The organism is Pseudomonas sp. LBUM1641, from assembly GCF_059716235.1.
In genome coordinates this window covers 5215599-5231682 of the sequence record NZ_CP166815.1, presented here as the reverse complement: position 1 = coordinate 5231682, position 16084 = coordinate 5215599, and the positions used below count along the sequence as shown (strand labels likewise).

Below are 16084 nucleotides of genomic sequence, written 5' to 3'. Positions count from 1 at the left end.
ATATGCAAGTGAAGCGTTTTTTCGCCGCCGATATGCGTCAGGCCATGAAACTGGTACGTGATGAGCTGGGCGCCGACGCTGCGATTATCGGTAACCGTCGTATTGCCGGCGGTGTCGAGCTGACGGCTGCCCTCGATTACAAACCCTCGGCCCTGGCGCCGCGTGTGCCGAACATGGAACTGGAAGACGAGCTGCGCAAGACCGCTTCGCGCATTGTCTCGGCCCAGGCTGAATTGAGCATGCGTGGCGACAGCGACGCCTCCACCAATCGCCAGCTGTTTGCCGGGTTGCCGCTGACGGCGTCCGAGCCTCTGGTAGAACCGACTTTTGTTGAGCCGCCGCGTCCTGCTGCGCCCGCCCCGGCGGCAGCGGTAGACCAGCGAGTGTTCGACTCGATGCGTTTCGAACTCAACGGCCTGCGTGAACTGCTGGAAGTGCAATTGGGCTCGCTGGCCTGGAACCAGTTGCAGGGCAGCCAGCCGCAACAGGCCAACCTGTGGCGTCGCCTGCAACGCATCGGTCTGTCCGGCCCGTTGTCCCGCGACCTGCTACAGCTGACCACGCAAATTGAAGAACCTCGCCAGGCCTGGCGCATGCTCCTGGCCCACCTGGCGCGGATGATCGTCACCCCGGAAATCGAACCCCTGGAAGAAGGCGGCGTGATTGCCATGGTCGGCCCTGCCGGCATGGGCAAGACCACCACCCTGGCCAAGCTGGCCGCACGTTACGTGCTCAAGTACGGCGCACAGAACATCGCGCTGGTGAGCATGGACAGCTACCGCATTGGCGCCCAGGAACAGCTCAAGACCCTGGGCCGCATTCTCAATGTGCCGGTGACCCACGTCGACCCGGGCCAGTCCCTGGCCAACGCCCTCGATCCACTGCTGCGCAAGCGCGTGGTGCTGATCGACACCGCCGGCCTGCAAGCCAGCGACCCGGCCCTGCGCATGCAGCTGGAAAGCCTGGCCGGGCGCGGGATCAAATCCAGAAACTACTTGGTACTTGCTACCACCAGCCAGAAGCAGGTATTGACCGCCGCCTATCACAGCTACAAGCGCTGTGGGCTGGCGGGCTGCATCCTGACTAAACTGGATGAGACGGCGAGCCTGGGCGAAGTGTTGAGCCTGGCCATCAGTCATGAATTACCGGTTGCTTACCTGACCGACGGGCCGCGGATTCCGGATGATTTGCATCTGCCGCGCCGTCATCAGTTGGTCAGCCGGGCTGTCAGCGTGCAAATGCAGGAAGAACCCAGTGAGGAAGCGATGGCTGACATGTTTGCTGACCTCTACCACAGCCCGAACAAACGTGTCGGCTGAGGCAACATGGCCTTTAATTTACAAATGACAGTGCAAAGTATCTACATCGATGGTCTGCCAGCAGTTCGCGCGGCCAAGTCATGTAGCCTGCGTCTAAGCAAGACAAGGTAAAGAAATAAAATGGGCAGCATGCATCCCGTACAGGTGATCGCGGTGACCGGCGGCAAAGGTGGCGTCGGAAAAACTAACGTGTCAGTGAATTTGTCCCTGGCCCTGGCAGAGCTTGGCCGTCGCGTCATGCTGCTGGATGCTGACCTGGGTCTGGCGAACGTTGACGTTCTGCTGGGACTGACGCCCAAACATACCCTGGCCGATGTCATCGAAGGCCGCTGTGAGCTGCGCGACGTACTGTTGCAAGGCCCCGGCGGGATTCGCATCGTGCCGGCCGCGTCCGGCACCCAGAGCATGGTGCACCTGAGCCCGGCGCAGCATGCCGGCCTGATTCAGGCGTTCAGCGACATTGGCGACAACCTCGACGTGCTGGTGATCGACACCGCCGCCGGGATCGGCGAGTCCGTGGTCAGCTTCGTGCGCGCAGCCCAGGAAGTGTTGCTGGTGGTGTGCGACGAACCGACCTCGATCACCGACGCCTACGCGCTGATCAAACTGCTCAACCGCGACTACGGCATGAACCGCTTCCGCGTGCTGGCCAACATGGCCCAAAGCCCCCAGGAAGGCCGGAATCTGTTCGCCAAGTTGACCAAGGTCACAGATCGCTTCCTCGATGTCGCCTTACAATACGTTGGCGCAGTTCCCTACGACGAATGCGTACGCAAGGCCGTGCAAAAGCAGCGTGCGGTCTATGAAGCGTTCCCTCGTTCGAAGTGCGCATTGGCGTTCAAGGCTATTGCCCAGAAGGTCGATACCTGGCCGTTGCCCGCCAACCCGCGTGGGCATCTGGAGTTTTTCGTCGAGCGATTGGTGCATCAGACGAGCGCAGGACCGGTGCTATGACAGCCAGCGGCTACAACCTTTACAAGAAGTCGGCACGTGACAGTCAAGTCGAATTGATCGAGCGCTATGCGCCCCTGGTCAAGCGCATTGCCTATCACTTGCTGGCGCGCCTGCCCGCCAGTGTCCAGGTCGAAGACTTGATCCAGGCCGGGATGATCGGCTTGCTCGAAGTGTCGACCAAATACGACGCGAGCAAGGGCGCAAGTTTCGAGACATACGCGGGTATTCGTATCCGTGGGGCCATGCTCGATGAAGTGCGTAAAGGTGATTGGGCGCCGCGTTCGGTACACCGCAATACGCGCATGGTAAGTGACGCAATTCGCTCAATTGAAGCAAAAACCGGTCGCGACGCTAAAGATCATGAAGTTGCGGCCGAACTCCAATTGAGTCTCGACGATTACTACGGGATTTTGAACGATACCTTGGGCAGCCGCCTGTTCAGTTTCGACGACCTTTTGCAGGACGGCGAACATGAAGGGCTGCACGAGGACGGCGCGAGTGCTCATCTCGAACCGTCACGCGATCTGGAAGATGAACGCTTCCAGACTGCGCTGGCGGACGCGATTGCCAATTTGCCGGAGCGTGAGCGACTGGTGTTGGCGCTGTACTACGACGAAGAGCTGAACCTCAAGGAAATCGGTGAGGTCCTGGGAGTCAGCGAATCGCGAGTCAGCCAGTTACACAGCCAGTGCGCGGCCCGCTTGCGGGGGCGTTTGGGAGAGTGGCGAGCGCGCTGACAGGCAGTGTGGGGACACTGCGAACGATACCGTCCGGGCGCTGCGCCCGGACGGGCTTGGCCCGTGGTGCGCCCCCGGTAGTCCTTTTTGTGTAACGCCTGTTGATTGATATGGCGCGCCCAGGTGCTGGGCGCGTTTAAGACTGCTTGGAGGTCGAATTGGACAAGAACATGAAAATCCTCATCGTTGATGACTTCTCAACGATGCGGCGGATCATAAAAAACCTGTTGCGTGACCTTGGGTTCACTAACACGGTCGAGGCGGATGACGGCATTACGGCGATTCCGATCCTCAACAGCGGGAGCATTGACTTTCTGGTAACGGACTGGAACATGCCGGGCATGACCGGTATCGATCTGCTGCGCCACGTGCGCGCGGATGAAAAACTGCGCAGCCTGCCTGTGCTGATGGTGACCGCTGAAGCCAAGCGTGAACAGATCATCGAAGCCGCCCAAGCCGGGGTTAACGGCTACGTGGTCAAGCCATTCACTGCACTGGCCTTGAAAGAGAAGATCGAAAAGATCTTCGAACGCATCGGTCATTGATGCTGCCACGGGGGAGCTATGGAGCATAAAGAATCATCGCAGGCCGACTTCGAGTCGACCCTGAAAAAACATGCCCACCAACTCGTCGAAAGCCTAGAAAAAGGCCAGTTCGGTGACGCGGTGCAGTTAATCCATGAGCTCAACCAGACCCGTGACCGCGGCCTGTACCAGGAAGTGGGCAAGCTCACCCGTGAGTTGCACAGTGCGATTGTCAATTTTCAGATTGACCCGCACATGCCCCAGGCCGAAGAAATCTCGCAGATCACGGATGCCACCGAACGCCTGTCCTATGTGGTCAGGCTGACTGAGGCGGCGGCCAACCGCACCATGGACCTGGTGGAAAACGCCACGCCTCTGGTCAACGGTATGGCCAGTGAAGCCAAGGCCCTGAGCACTGACTGGGGCCGGTTCATGCGTCGGGAAGTGGGCGCTGAAGAGTTTCGTGAGCTGGCGCGTCGGGTTGAAGGCTTTTTGTCCCGCAGCGAGCAGGAAAACCGCACGGTTTCCAGCAACCTCAATGACATTCTGCTGGCCCAGGACTACCAGGACCTCACCGGTCAGGTGATCAAGCGCGTGACCCAACTGGTCACCGAAGTGGAAAGCAACCTGCTCAAACTGGTGTTGATGGCGGGTCAAGTTGACCGGTTTGCCGGCATCGAACATGACCGCGAAGCGATCCTTTCTGAAAAAGATCCACAAAAACACCTCGCCAAGGGTGAAGGTCCGCAGATTCATGCCGATAAACGTGAAGACGTTGTATCCGGGCAAGACGACGTAGACGATTTGCTGTCCAGTTTAGGCTTCTAAGGAGCACACCCATGAGCTTCGGCGCCGATGAAGAAATCCTTCAGGATTTCCTTGTAGAGGCCGGCGAAATTTTAGAGCAACTGTCCGAACAACTGGTCGAGCTGGAAAGCCGACCGGATGATGCGAACCTGCTCAATGCAATTTTTCGCGGTTTTCACACTGTAAAAGGGGGCGCCGGCTTCCTCCAGCTCCACGAGCTGGTGGAGTGCTGTCACATCGCCGAGAACGTGTTCGACATCCTGCGCAAGGGTGAGCGGCACGTCGACTCGGAACTGATGGACGTGATCCTGGAAGCGCTGGACGCGGTCAACGGCATGTTCAGTGAAGTGCGCGAACGTGCACCGATCACGGCCGCCACCCCGGAACTGCTGGCCGCCCTGGCGCGCCTGGCAGAACCTGCGGCCAATGCGCCGGTGGTCGAGGCGGTGGCTGAGCCTGTCGCCGAGCCTGCGGGCGACGTGACCGACAGCGAATTCGAACAACTGCTGGACTCGCTGAACGCCGTCAAGGCCGAAGCCGAAGCTCCGGCGGCCAGTGCGCCGGCCATGGTGCCGACCACCGAAGACATTACCGACGCCGAGTTCGAGTCATTGCTCGACCAGTTGCACGGCAAGGGCCAGTTTGCCCCGGACGCGGTGGCCGCAGCGCCAGCGCCAGCGGAAGCAGCGGCGCCTGCCAGCAACGAAATCACCGATGACGAATTTGAAGCGTTGCTGGACCAGTTGCATGGCAAAGGCTCGTTTGCTGCCGATGCACTGCCGGAAGTTGCTGCAGCAGTCGCTGCACCTGCCGCACCCGCCGCTGCTGCTGCCGCTGCACCGGCTGCCGATGGACTGATCTCCGATCACGAATTCGAAGCCCTGCTGGATGAACTGCATGGCAAGGGCAAGTTCACCGAAGTGGCCGGCGCTGCTGCACCGGCTGCTACAGCGGCCACTGCGGTTGCAACGCCGGCTCCGGTGGCTGCCAAGGCCGCTGCACCGGTGGCTGCAAAACCTGCACCGGCGCCCGCGCCCGCGCGTGCCGCTGCTGCTCCGGCCGCAGACAAGCAACCAGCCAGTGAAGCCGAAACCACCGTGCGGGTTGATACCGCGCGCCTGGACGACATCATGAACATGGTCGGCGAACTGGTGCTGGTGCGTAACCGCCTGGTGCGCCTGGGCCTGAACAGCGGCGATGAGGCCATGCAAAAGGCCGTGTCGAACCTCGACGTGGTCACCGCCGACCTGCAAACCGCTGTCATGAAGACCCGGATGCAGCCGATCAAGAAAGTCTTCGGCCGCTTCCCGCGTCTGGTTCGCGACCTGGCACGCCAGCTCAAGAAAGAGATCAACCTGGAACTGGTGGGTGAAGAAACCGACCTCGACAAAAACCTTGTCGAGGCCCTGGCCGACCCGCTGGTCCACTTGGTGCGCAACGCTGTCGACCACGGCATCGAGTCCCCGGAAGAACGTGAAGCTTCGGGCAAGAACCGTCTGGGCAAAGTGATCCTGGCGGCCGAACAGGAAGGCGACCATATCCTGCTGTCGATCACCGATGACGGCAAAGGCATGGACCCGAATATCCTGCGGGGCATCGCGGTCAAGCGTGGCGTGATGGACAAGGACGCCGCCGACCGTCTCACTGACACCGAGTGCTACAACCTGATCTTCGCCCCGGGCTTCTCCACCAAGACCGAGATTTCCGACGTGTCGGGCCGTGGCGTGGGCATGGACGTGGTGAAGACCAAGATCAGCCAGCTCAACGGCTCGATCAACATTTACTCGACCAAGGGCCAAGGCTCGAAGATCGTCATCAAGGTGCCGTTGACCCTGGCGATCATGCCAACCCTGATGGTGATGTTGGGCAACCAGGCGTTCGCCTTCCCGCTGGTCAACGTCAACGAAATCTTCCACCTCGACCTGTCGCGCACCAACGTAGTGGACGGCCAGGAAGTGGTGATCGTGCGCGATAAGGCGCTGCCACTGTTCTACCTCAAGCGCTGGCTGGTGGCTTCGGCCAAGCATGAAGAGCAGCGCGAAGGCCATGTGGTGATTCTTTCCGTGGGCACCCAGCGTATCGGCTTTGTCGTCGATCAACTGGTGGGCCAGGAAGAAGTGGTCATCAAGCCTTTGGGCAAAATGCTGCAGGGAACCCCGGGCATGTCGGGTGCGACCATTACCGGTGACGGTCGGATCGCGCTGATTCTGGATGTTCCGAGCATGCTCAAGCGTTACGCCGCACGGCGTATTTGATTCGGCCCGGGCAGGGCGGTTGTCCCTCGCCCGGCCTAACGGAGTGTTTATGGTAGTCAAGGTCCTGGTGGTGGACGATTCAGGTTTCTTCCGCCGCCGCGTCTCGGAAATTCTTTCATCGGATTCCAATATCCAGGTGGTCGGTACGGCCACCAACGGCAAAGAGGCGATCGATCAGGCCATGGCCCTCAAGCCAGACGTGATCACCATGGACTACGAGATGCCGATGATGGACGGCATCACGGCGGTGCGGCACATCATGCAGCGCTGCCCGACTCCGGTGTTGATGTTCTCCTCGCTGACCCACGAAGGCGCCCGGGTCACCCTGGATGCGCTGGACGCCGGCGCGGTGGACTTCCTGCCGAAGAATTTCGAAGACATCTCGCGCAACCCCGAGAAGGTCAAGCAGATGCTCTGCGAGAAGGTGCACAGCATCTCCCGCAGTAACCGTCGCAGCCTGTTCAGTGCGCCGGCGCCGGCACCTGTTACACCGCCCCCGGCAGCCCCGAGCACCTTTGGTCGCCCGGCGCCTGCGCCGGTTGCGCGTCCGGCCGCAGCGCCTGTGCGTACGGCTGCGCCCACGGCGCATTCGCCTGCTCCCAAGCGCAAAGCCTACAAGCTGGTGGCCATCGGTACCTCCACCGGCGGCCCGGTTGCCTTGCAGCGGGTGTTGACCCAACTGCCGGCCAACTTCCCGGCCCCGATCGTGTTGATCCAGCACATGCCGGCCGCGTTCACCAAGGCCTTTGCCGAGCGCCTGGACAAGCTGTGCCGCATCAGCGTCAAGGAAGCCGAGGATGGCGACATCCTGCGCCCGGGTCTCGCGCTGCTGGCCCCTGGCGGCAAGCAGATGATGGTCGATGGCCGTGGCGCGATCAAAATCCTGCCGGGTGACGAGCGCCTGAACTACAAGCCGTGTGTGGATATCACCTTCGGTTCCGCAGCCAAGTCCTACGGCGACAAAGTTCTGGCGGTGGTCTTGACCGGCATGGGTGCCGACGGCCGCGAAGGCGCACGTTTGCTCAAGCAGGGCGGCAGCGCGATCTGGGCCCAGGATGAAGCCAGCTGCGTGATCTATGGCATGCCCATGGCCATCGTCAAAGCCGACCTGGCCGACGCCGTCTACAGCCTGGACGACATCGGCAAGCATCTGGTGGAGGCCTGCCTGTAATGGATGTATTGAGCCTGATTGGCATCATCATGGCGTTTGTCGCGATTATCGGCGGCAACTACCTCGAAGGCGGCCACCTGGGTGCCCTGGCCAACGGCCCGGCGGCGTTGATCGTGATCGGCGGCACCGTGGGCGCAGCCTTGCTGCAATCGCCCATGAGTTCGTTCAAGCGCGCGATGCAGATCCTTATCTGGATTATTTTCCCGCCACGTGTCGACTTGCCGGGTGGCATCGACCGCGTGGTTAACTGGAGCCTCACAGCGCGCAAGGAAGGCCTGCTGGGCCTGGAAGGCGTGGCCGATGCCGAGCCCGACAGCTACGCACGCAAAGGCTTGCAATTGCTGGTGGACGGCGCCGAGCCGGAAGCGATTCGCAGCATCCTGGAAGTGGATTTCTACACCCAGGAAAGCCGCGACATCAACGCCGCCAAAGTCTTTGAAAGCATGGGCGGCTACGCGCCGACCATCGGCATCATCGGTGCGGTGATGGGCTTGATCCACGTGATGGGCAACCTGGCCGATCCGTCGCAACTGGGCAGCGGGATTGCCGTGGCGTTCGTCGCCACCATCTACGGCGTGGCCAGTGCCAACCTGGTGTTGTTGCCGGTGGCCAGCAAGCTCAAGTCGATCGCCATGCGCCAGTCGCGTTATCGCGAGATGTTGCTGGAAGGCATCCTCTCGATTGCCGAGGGTGAAAACCCACGCTCCATCGAATTGAAGCTCCAGGGCTTCATGGATTGATGGTCATGAACCCTGTAGGAGCGAGCTTGCTCGCGAAAAACCCGAGAACAACGCGTTCATCCAGGATGCCCGCGTTATCGTTGACGATTTTCGCGAGCAAGCTCGCTCCTACAGTTGATTTGTTTTGCGGAGGTAATCGCCTGTGAGCCGTCGCCGCCGCGAGCCTGAAGAACACGTCAACCATGAACGCTGGCTGGTGTCCTACGCCGACTTCATTACGCTGTTGTTCGCGTTTTTTGTGGTGATGTACTCCATTTCCTCGATCAACGAAGGCAAGTACAAAGTCATTTCCCAGGCGCTGATCGGCGTGTTCAACGACGCTGACCGCGCCCTCAAGCCGATCCCGATCGGCGAAGAACGCCCCAAGACCGTGACCCCGGCCAAACCGCTGGTCAACGACAGTGATGAAACCGCCGCCGGCATCGGTGGCACCAGCGACCCGCTGAAAAGCATCGCCGATGACATCAGCGCAGCCTTTGGCGACCTGATCAGCTCCAACCAGATGACCGTGCGCGGCAATGAGTTGTGGGTGGAAATCGAGCTTAATTCCAGCCTGCTGTTCGCCAGCGCCGATGCGATGCCCAGCGACCAGGCGTTCACCATCATCGACAAGGTGGCGGCGATCCTGAAGCCGTTTGAAAACCCGGTCCACGTTGAAGGGTTTACCGACAACCTGCCGATCAGCACGGCGCAGTATCCAACCAACTGGGAGCTGTCTTCGGCCCGCGCGGCGAGTATTGTGCGGATGCTGGCGATGCAGGGCGTGAATCCCGGGCGCCTGGCGTCGGTGGGGTACGGCGAGTTCCAGCCGGTGGCCAATAACGCCACGGCAGAAGGCCGTGCGCGTAACCGTCGGGTGGTGCTGGTGGTGTCGCGCAACCTCGATGTGCGCCGCAGCCTGACCGGTACCGGCACCGCCAATGCAACACCGGATGCCGCCTTGAAGCGGGCTGGCACACAAACTGCACCAGCGCCCGTAAAGGCGCCGGTTCGCGGGAGTGCCGTCAATTCTCCGTCACCGGCTCTATAACCCTATGCAATTTCTCGGTCGAGCCTGTGCCTGCCGGGAGGAACAATCCGAATGAGAGTCTGGGCAGTTGCCAATCAAAAGGGTGGTGTCGGTAAAACCACCACTTCCATCGCCTTGGCCGGCTTGCTGGCAGAGGCCGGCAAGCGTGTGGTCGTGGTCGACCTGGACCCCCACGGCTCCATGACCAGCTATTTCGGCTACGACCCGGATGCCCTGGAGCACAGTTGCTACGACCTGTTCCTGCACAAGGGCAGTGTGCCGGCGGATTTGCCGGGCCAGCTGATGCTGCCTACCAGTAATGAAAAGATCTCGTTGCTGCCGTCGAGCACCGCCCTGGCTACCCTTGAGCGCCAGTCTCCGGGGCAGAGCGGCCTGGGCCTGGTGATTGCCAAGACCCTGGCGCAGCTGTGGCAGGACTTCGACTACGCGATCATCGACAGCCCGCCTTTACTGGGCGTGCTGATGGTCAACGCCCTGGCCGCCAGTCAACAGCTGGTGATCCCGGTGCAGACCGAGCACCTGGCCGTCAAAGGCCTGGAACGCATGGTCAGCACCCTGGCGATGATCAACCGCTCGCGCAAACAGGCGTTGCCGTTCAGCATCGTGCCGACCCTGTTTGACCGCCGTACCCAGGCGTCCCTCGGCACCTTGCGGGTATTGCGCGACGCGTATCCGGACACCATCTGGCAAGGCTACATCCCGGTGGACACGCGCCTGCGGGACGCGAGCCGGGCAGGGCTGACGCCTTCGCAGTTCGACGGCAAGAGCCGTGGCGTGCTGGCGTATCGGGCGTTGCTCAAGCACCTGTTGTCCCAGCAACTTGTGGCGCAGGTGGCGTGATGATCATTGTAGGAGCCTGGCTTGCCAGCGATGCAGACGCCGCAGTTTTCGCGACAAAACCGGCTCTCGATTCAAGTCCGGACACCCACAGGCCGATAACCTCTAAACACCGGGTTGATGGGGCTTGCGCGTGGGCATACAGATGAACCGTCCCGTTGATTTCAAGACCCGGCCGCAACTGGCGCTGGAGTCCTACCTGGACGCCTTGCTCCAGGACGCGACCGAGGAAATGCCGGAACCGATTCTGATCCTCGATGAAGTCATCGAGCCTGAACCTGCGGCCCTGGACGAGTTTCAACTGGCGGTCCTGGAAGAGCAGGCCCGAGATGCGTTGGTGGTCCCCGTAGCGGTTCCGGCACCGGTTGCCGTGCCCGTGCCCGTGCCTGTTGCGCCTGTGGTGATCGCGCCCGTGGTGGTCGAGCCGGTGGTTGAGGTTCATCTCCCGCCGAGCATCACGCCGCCGCCGGTACAGGGCGATGGTCGGCCGGCGTGGGCCGCCGAGCCGTTCGAATGTTTGCTGTTCGACGTTGCCGGGTTGACCCTGGCGGTGCCGCTGGTGTGCCTGGGCTCGATCTACTCCCTGGAAGGCCAGGAGTTAACGCCGCTGTTCGGCCAGCCGGAATGGTTTCTCGGGATCCTGCCGAGCCAGCAGGGCAACTTGAAGGTATTGGACACTGCGCGTTGGGTGATGCCTGACCGCTATCGGGATGATTTCCGCCAGGGCCTGCAATACGTTATTTCGGTCCAGGGCTACGAGTGGGGGCTGGCAGTGCATCAGGTCAGCCGCTCATTGCGCCTGGACCCGAACGAAATCAAATGGCGCAGCCACCGGGGCCAGCGGCCATGGCTGGCGGGCACCGTGATCGAACACATGTGCGCGTTGCTGGATGTCGCCGAACTGGCGGAGCTGATTGCCAGCGGCGCGGTAAAAGCGATGCCGCTCAACAAGCGCACTTGATAACAAGCAGCAGCGCTACGGCGCTGCCCAAGAACACACACCGTAACCAACGGTATTTGAAGGGGTCTGGAGTATGAACAAGTCAGTGTCCGCACAAGGTCTGGTGGATGATCCAATCCTGCAATGGGTCACCTTCAAGCTGGACAACGAGTCCTACGGCATCAACGTGATGCGTGTGCAGGAAGTGCTGCGCTACACCGAAATCGCTCCGGTTCCGGGTGCCCCAAGCTACGTGCTGGGCATCATCAACCTGCGCGGTAACGTTGTAACTGTGATCGACACCCGTCAGCGTTTTGGCCTGGTGCCGACCGAAGTCAACGACAACACCCGCATCGTGATCATCGAAGCCGACAAGCAAGTGGTCGGGATCATGGTCGACAGCGTGGCGGAAGTGGTTTACCTGCGCCAATCTGAAGTCGAAACCGCGCCGAACGTCGGCAACGAAGAATCGGCCAAGTTCATCCAGGGTGTCTGCAACAAGAACGGCGAGCTGCTGATTCTGGTTGAGCTGGACAAGATGATGAGCGAAGAAGAATGGCAGGATCTGGAGAATATCTGATTGTTCCTTGAGGTAGCGGTGATCGTCCTGGCCATCCTATGGGCCGGGACCTTGGGCTTCCTGCTGCGCTACGTGCGCCAGCAACGGGAATTGGCCATGCAACAGGCCGAGCGCGACGCCGTGCGCGACCGGCGCATCCTGGAACTGGTCAAGCGGGTCGACCACTTCCAGCAGAGCGCGGTACGTGTAGGGGATGAAGTGCACGAACTGCGTTCGGTGCTGGCGCCGTTGCCGGACAAGCTGTCTGCGCTGGAGCAGCGTGACCCGTCGAGCCTGTCATTCGCCCAGGCGGCGAAGCTGGTAGGTATGGGCGCGACGGTGGATGAGCTGACCCAGTCCTGCGGGTTGACCCAGGCTGAAGCGCAGTTGATGAGCCGGTTGCACAAGGACAGCTGAAGGTTACGAGCGGCAAGCGGGTTTGCTTGCCGCTTATAGCTGATGCCGGTTGCTCAGCCATTCGGCCATGGTCGAGTCTTCAAGCGCATATTCACCACGGTTGGCCTTCCAGACCAACTCCTTCTCCCGCAGCACTTCCAGCGCTTTCTGAACGTTTGGCGTGCTTGCATTCGGCTCGACCTGGGCCAACTCCAGTTTGCGGTTCACATCCTGGAAGGTTTTTTCCGCAAAAGGCGAGAACGCTTGCTTGCCCAGGGTTCGTTCGCCCATCACTTCCAGCACCGCTTGTTGCAAGGGTGACAGGTCGTTGTAGGCGCTCTCGTAGTCGCTCCAGATTCCGGCCTGGTGATTCAGTGCTCCCGTCCTCAGCAACTCGCCAAGGTTGCTGGCTTCGCCAAGACCAACGCTGACTTCGGTCAACAGTTTGTTGAGCATTTCCGGGCGCCGGCCGACGAGCTGGAACGCATAGTCCATATCCTCAAGGTTGAACTGGTTGGTCGCGGCCAGGCGCTGGTTCCACAGGTCCGTCACGAACTCCACAAAGTCGCGGCTCAGCAACGGGAATGGCGTGATGTGGGCGCCGAAAAACGGTTGTTTGCTCTTGAGTACCAGGTTGGCCAGTTTGTCGCGGCTGGACCCGGTGAAGACCAGGCGCAGGCCATCTGTGGTGTTGCTGCCGTTGAGATGGTCCCGTGCAGCCTTGAGCGCGAACATTGCGTTCACGCCACCCTCGCTGTTGAGGGCGTGCTGGGCTTCGTCGACGATCAACACGATCATCTGCCCCGAGACTTGGTGCAGCACGTCCAGCGCATGGGTGAGCGTGGTGCCGGCGGGCAATTGAGGTTTGGTGAAGTCCCAACTCAAGGTGCGCAGCAGGCTGATCTTCTCGATACCGGCCTTCTTGGCCGCTTTGCTCACTGCGCTTTCGAACTCGCCCAGGGCTTTGCCGATGGCCCCGGAGATCAGCTCGGCGGGGTCGATTTCGCGGTTCATCCAGAGGTCCACGTACACCGGCAGCCAGCCTCGGGCCTTGCATTCGGGGATGAGGTCGTTACGCAGGAACGTACTCTTGCCCGTACGACGAGGCGCCGCGAGGAACATCCCGGAGCTGTAATCGGCAAATGACTCGCCCGCCAAATCACGGGCCAGCGCTTCGGCGAGTAGCTTTCGACTGAGGATCGGGCGGGTAGGGCTCATGGGTTTTATCCTGAACTATCGAGTTCGGGATAATCTATACCTTGAAAGATATAATTGCTATACATCAGCGCCTGCTACTTCCTGCTAAAGAGTGTTGTTTCTCTTCGGACACGGATAGTGTTCGGTAATTGCACCCCGCACCAGCCGGGTCGTGCCACTTTGCTCTGCCGCAGGGTATTTCTTGCTGTACTCCAGAACCAAATCGACCAAACGCCCTGGCTCCAGGTTTTCCGGCAGGCAAAGGCGGCGGTTGCTGCGGGTGAATTCGTCCTTGTACTCCAGCGTTCTCAGCACGCCCGTGGTGATGCCAAGGCAATAGGCAGCCTGGTAGGAAGGCGGCGCACCCGACGGCATCTTCGTGGCTTCGCGGCAGGCCGCAAGGTATTCATGGGCCTCGTTGCTGGCCGTTGCCGTCAGGGGAAAGACACAAAGACTCAGTGCCACCAGGATTGAAATCCGTTTCAACTGCCGCGCTCCGGGATTAAGGGTTCGCGACAGATTAATCCGCCGTTGTTACGGCTTAATGTGGGCAAATCAAGTGTGGGAGCGGGCTTGCTCGCGAAAGCGCTGGATCAGTTACAGATGTATTGACTGATACTCTGCATTCGCGAGCAAGCCCGCTCCCACATTAATAATCGTCGCCTCTTTCCGTCACATCCCGCTCTACCGGCCCTGCATCCGGGTCATATCCCACCGGGAACTTGCCCTTCAACGTCCAGGCAAACGCGATGATCTCGGCGACGGTGCGGTACAACTCTTCCGGGATGCTGTCGCCCAACTCCATGCGCGCCAGTAATTTGACCAGCTCGGCATTTTCGTAGATCGGGACTTCGTTTTCCCGGGCCAGCTTGAGGATGGCTTCGGCCAGGGCGTCGTCACCCTTGGCCGTCAGGGTCGGTGCTTGTTGCCCGTCGTATTTGAGGGCAATGGCCTGGCGGGGCGGGTTGGGGTTTTTCATGCGGTTTCATCCACCCAGCGTTGTTCCAGTCCGGTTTTCGGGCCGCGCGGCGGGGTGCCGAGGTGGCAGTCCAGGTCGCCAACGTTGAGCCCCGACGACACCAGGCGCTCGCGCAGGCTGCCCAGGTGGCTTTCGATCAGGCTGGCGGTGAACGGACGGGTTGCCCACAGTTGGCTCGACAGTTTGCCCTGGCTCAGTTGCGCCTGGACCTGCAACGGGCCCAGGGGCTCCATGTCGAGGGCCATTTCCACGCGCCAGAGCATCTGCTTGGGGTCCTTGCTGTCCTTGCGTTCCGGCTGTTCCTTGTCGGGGGCCGGTTCTTCACGCTGGAACTTGACCTGCAACGGCACGATGTCCTGCAAGGTACGCATCGGGATTTCCAGCTGCCAGGTGGTCAAGAGCTTGCCATCGGCGGTGGTGCCGGTTTGTTCCAGGCTCGACAGCTGATGGCTTTGCAAGCGGGAAATGGCGCCGGCGGCCAGGCGCAGCAGGTTTTCCAGATCGCTCTCACCTTCCAGGCGTTGCATCAGTCGATCCGGCAGCGGGAAGCCCGCGGGTGCTTGGCGGGCGCCGACCTGGCCGAGGGTGCCCAGCGGGCTGCGCACGAAGCTGGGCAGCAGTTGCGCCAGGGTGTTGGCGGCCAGGATCGCGTTGAGGTTGGTGCTGGCGGGCAGGTTAGGCAGCACGTCGGCGACAAAGCGCAGCAGGGCGCCTTTCATGTCCAGCGGCGGTATCTGCGGGTTTTGCCCGGCGAGCAGTTTGGCTTCGAGGAATGTGCCGCTGTTCTGGATCAGTTGCGCCAGTACTTTCGGATTGCTGGCCTGGGCCAGGTCGGGCAGGCTCGCCAGCAATCGCTCGGCGGCGGCACGCAAATCGACTGAGGTGCTGTCGCTACGGGTCGCCGGCAAGCTTTGCAACGCGGTGAACACGACGTCCAGCGAACCCTGGCGGCTTTGTTGGGTGGAGAGTTGTTGGGCCACGGCCAGTTGGTCCTGGCGCCCGCTCAGGGGCACAAAGCTCAAGGTCTGGGCACTTTGCACCACGGCACTGAGCAGGCTGCCGATGCGCAATGGCTGCGGGCTTTCGACGGTCAGGGTCGCGCCGCTGAGGACGTTATTGAGCACCGACACCAGCGAGCGATACACCACCGGCTGGTTGGCGCCCTGGGGCAGCGCCTGGGTGGTCAGCACCTTGCCTTGCAGCAGCGTGCCCACCGGCAGTTGGCTGGTGTCGATGCGTGTCAGCGCGGCGACGCTGGAGCTCAACGCCTGTTGCAAGCTGATGGACAAGTTGCCCGACGACGTCTGGCTGACCTCCACCTGGGTGCCCAGCGGCAGCGGCTGGCTGCTGCTGGCCTGCACCAGGGTTTGCCGGCCGCCTTCCAGGGTCAGCTTGAGCAGCAACTGAAAGGCATCGCCGCCTTGTTTAAGCGCCAGCACCTCGGCGTTCACGGTTTTCCCTGGGTCAATCAGGCCGGTCTGCGGCTCCAGGAGTTTCAGCAACTCACCTGTCGCAGGCGCGGGCGCAGGCCCGGCCGGCAGCGTGGGAGGAAGCGTGGGAAGATTGATCTCACCGGTCATCGTGCGCGCCGTCTCAAGGGAAATTGCCCTCTTTAGAGTAGGGCATCACATGTATAATG

At 61.2% G+C, this 16084-nt stretch carries 17 protein-coding genes; 13 read left to right on the top strand and 4 right to left on the bottom strand.

Annotation, left to right across the window (positions count from 1 at the left end; translation table 11 throughout):
- The first annotated feature begins 2 nt into the window (after window positions 1-2).
- The 13 genes from flhF to ACA046_RS23855 all read left to right on the top strand — a co-directional run bounded on the left by flhF (window position 3) and on the right by ACA046_RS23855 (window position 12290).
- On the top strand, window positions 3-1319 hold the full coding sequence (flhF, locus tag ACA046_RS23915; RefSeq protein ID WP_017477470.1) for a flagellar biosynthesis GTPase FlhF: 1317 nt from the start codon (window positions 3-5) through the stop codon (window positions 1317-1319).
- 120 nt (window positions 1320-1439) lie between these two features.
- Window positions 1440-2273, top strand: coding sequence for a flagellar synthesis regulator FleN (gene fleN / locus ACA046_RS23910; RefSeq protein WP_003192912.1), 834 nt, complete (start codon window positions 1440-1442; stop codon window positions 2271-2273).
- Window positions 2270-3010, top strand: coding sequence for an RNA polymerase sigma factor FliA (fliA, locus tag ACA046_RS23905; RefSeq protein ID WP_010166121.1), 741 nt, complete (start codon window positions 2270-2272; stop codon window positions 3008-3010). The genes fleN and fliA overlap by 4 nt, the downstream gene beginning before the upstream one ends.
- Before the next feature lie 170 nt (window positions 3011-3180).
- On the top strand, window positions 3181-3555 hold the full coding sequence (locus ACA046_RS23900; RefSeq protein WP_005790040.1) for a chemotaxis response regulator CheY: 375 nt from the start codon (window positions 3181-3183) through the stop codon (window positions 3553-3555).
- Between the two features lie 18 nt (window positions 3556-3573).
- Window positions 3574-4362, top strand: a complete 789-nt coding sequence (locus tag ACA046_RS23895; protein ID WP_063028114.1) for a protein phosphatase CheZ — start codon at window positions 3574-3576, stop codon at window positions 4360-4362.
- A gap of 11 nt (window positions 4363-4373) precedes the next feature.
- On the top strand, window positions 4374-6596 hold the full coding sequence (locus tag ACA046_RS23890) for a chemotaxis protein CheA (protein WP_459022910.1): 2223 nt from the start codon (window positions 4374-4376) through the stop codon (window positions 6594-6596).
- Window positions 6597-6645: 49 nt separating this feature from the next.
- Entirely contained in the window at window positions 6646-7767 is a 1122-nt protein-coding gene (locus ACA046_RS23885) for a protein-glutamate methylesterase/protein-glutamine glutaminase (protein ID WP_258347150.1), read from the top strand.
- On the top strand, window positions 7767-8507 hold the full coding sequence (locus ACA046_RS23880; protein WP_010166125.1) for a flagellar motor protein: 741 nt from the start codon (window positions 7767-7769) through the stop codon (window positions 8505-8507). The genes ACA046_RS23885 and ACA046_RS23880 overlap by 1 nt, the downstream gene beginning before the upstream one ends.
- 142 nt (window positions 8508-8649) lie before the next feature.
- A complete protein-coding gene (gene motD, locus ACA046_RS23875) occupies window positions 8650-9537 on the top strand; it encodes a flagellar motor protein MotD (RefSeq protein WP_076015164.1) in 888 nt (295 codons plus the stop codon).
- A gap of 51 nt (window positions 9538-9588) precedes the next feature.
- The gene (locus tag ACA046_RS23870; protein WP_076015165.1) at window positions 9589-10377 is read left to right on the top strand and encodes a ParA family protein; all 789 of its coding nucleotides are present in this window, start codon (window positions 9589-9591) and stop codon (window positions 10375-10377) included.
- A 142-nt stretch (window positions 10378-10519) separates the two neighbouring features.
- Window positions 10520-11335 (top strand): CheW domain-containing protein, encoded by an 816-nt coding sequence (locus ACA046_RS23865; protein WP_076015166.1) that lies wholly within the window; start codon window positions 10520-10522, stop codon window positions 11333-11335.
- 73 nt (window positions 11336-11408) lie between these two features.
- The gene (locus ACA046_RS23860) at window positions 11409-11894 is read left to right on the top strand and encodes a chemotaxis protein CheW (RefSeq protein WP_003210641.1); all 486 of its coding nucleotides are present in this window, start codon (window positions 11409-11411) and stop codon (window positions 11892-11894) included.
- The gene (locus ACA046_RS23855; RefSeq protein ID WP_076015167.1) at window positions 11895-12290 is read left to right on the top strand and encodes a DUF2802 domain-containing protein; all 396 of its coding nucleotides are present in this window, start codon (window positions 11895-11897) and stop codon (window positions 12288-12290) included.
- A gap of 33 nt (window positions 12291-12323) precedes the next feature.
- Here the strand turns inward: ACA046_RS23855 and ACA046_RS23850 are convergent, their stop codons facing one another.
- From ACA046_RS23850 to fliK, 4 genes are all read right to left on the bottom strand, one after another.
- The gene (locus tag ACA046_RS23850) at window positions 12324-13487 is read right to left on the bottom strand and encodes an ATP-binding protein (RefSeq protein ID WP_459022902.1); all 1164 of its coding nucleotides are present in this window, start codon (window positions 13485-13487) and stop codon (window positions 12324-12326) included.
- An 84-nt stretch (window positions 13488-13571) separates the two neighbouring features.
- Window positions 13572-13952, bottom strand: a complete 381-nt coding sequence (locus tag ACA046_RS23845; protein ID WP_497675117.1) for a Rap1a/Tai family immunity protein — start codon at window positions 13950-13952, stop codon at window positions 13572-13574.
- 163 nt (window positions 13953-14115) lie between these two features.
- Complete coding sequence (locus ACA046_RS23840; protein ID WP_003210638.1) at window positions 14116-14445, bottom strand: EscU/YscU/HrcU family type III secretion system export apparatus switch protein; 330 nt, start codon at window positions 14443-14445, stop codon at window positions 14116-14118.
- Window positions 14442-16025 (bottom strand): flagellar hook-length control protein FliK, encoded by a 1584-nt coding sequence (gene fliK, locus ACA046_RS23835; protein ID WP_497675116.1) that lies wholly within the window; start codon window positions 16023-16025, stop codon window positions 14442-14444. Before fliK ends, ACA046_RS23840 begins: the two co-directional genes overlap by 4 nt.
- Window positions 16026-16084: the final 59 nt, after the last annotated feature.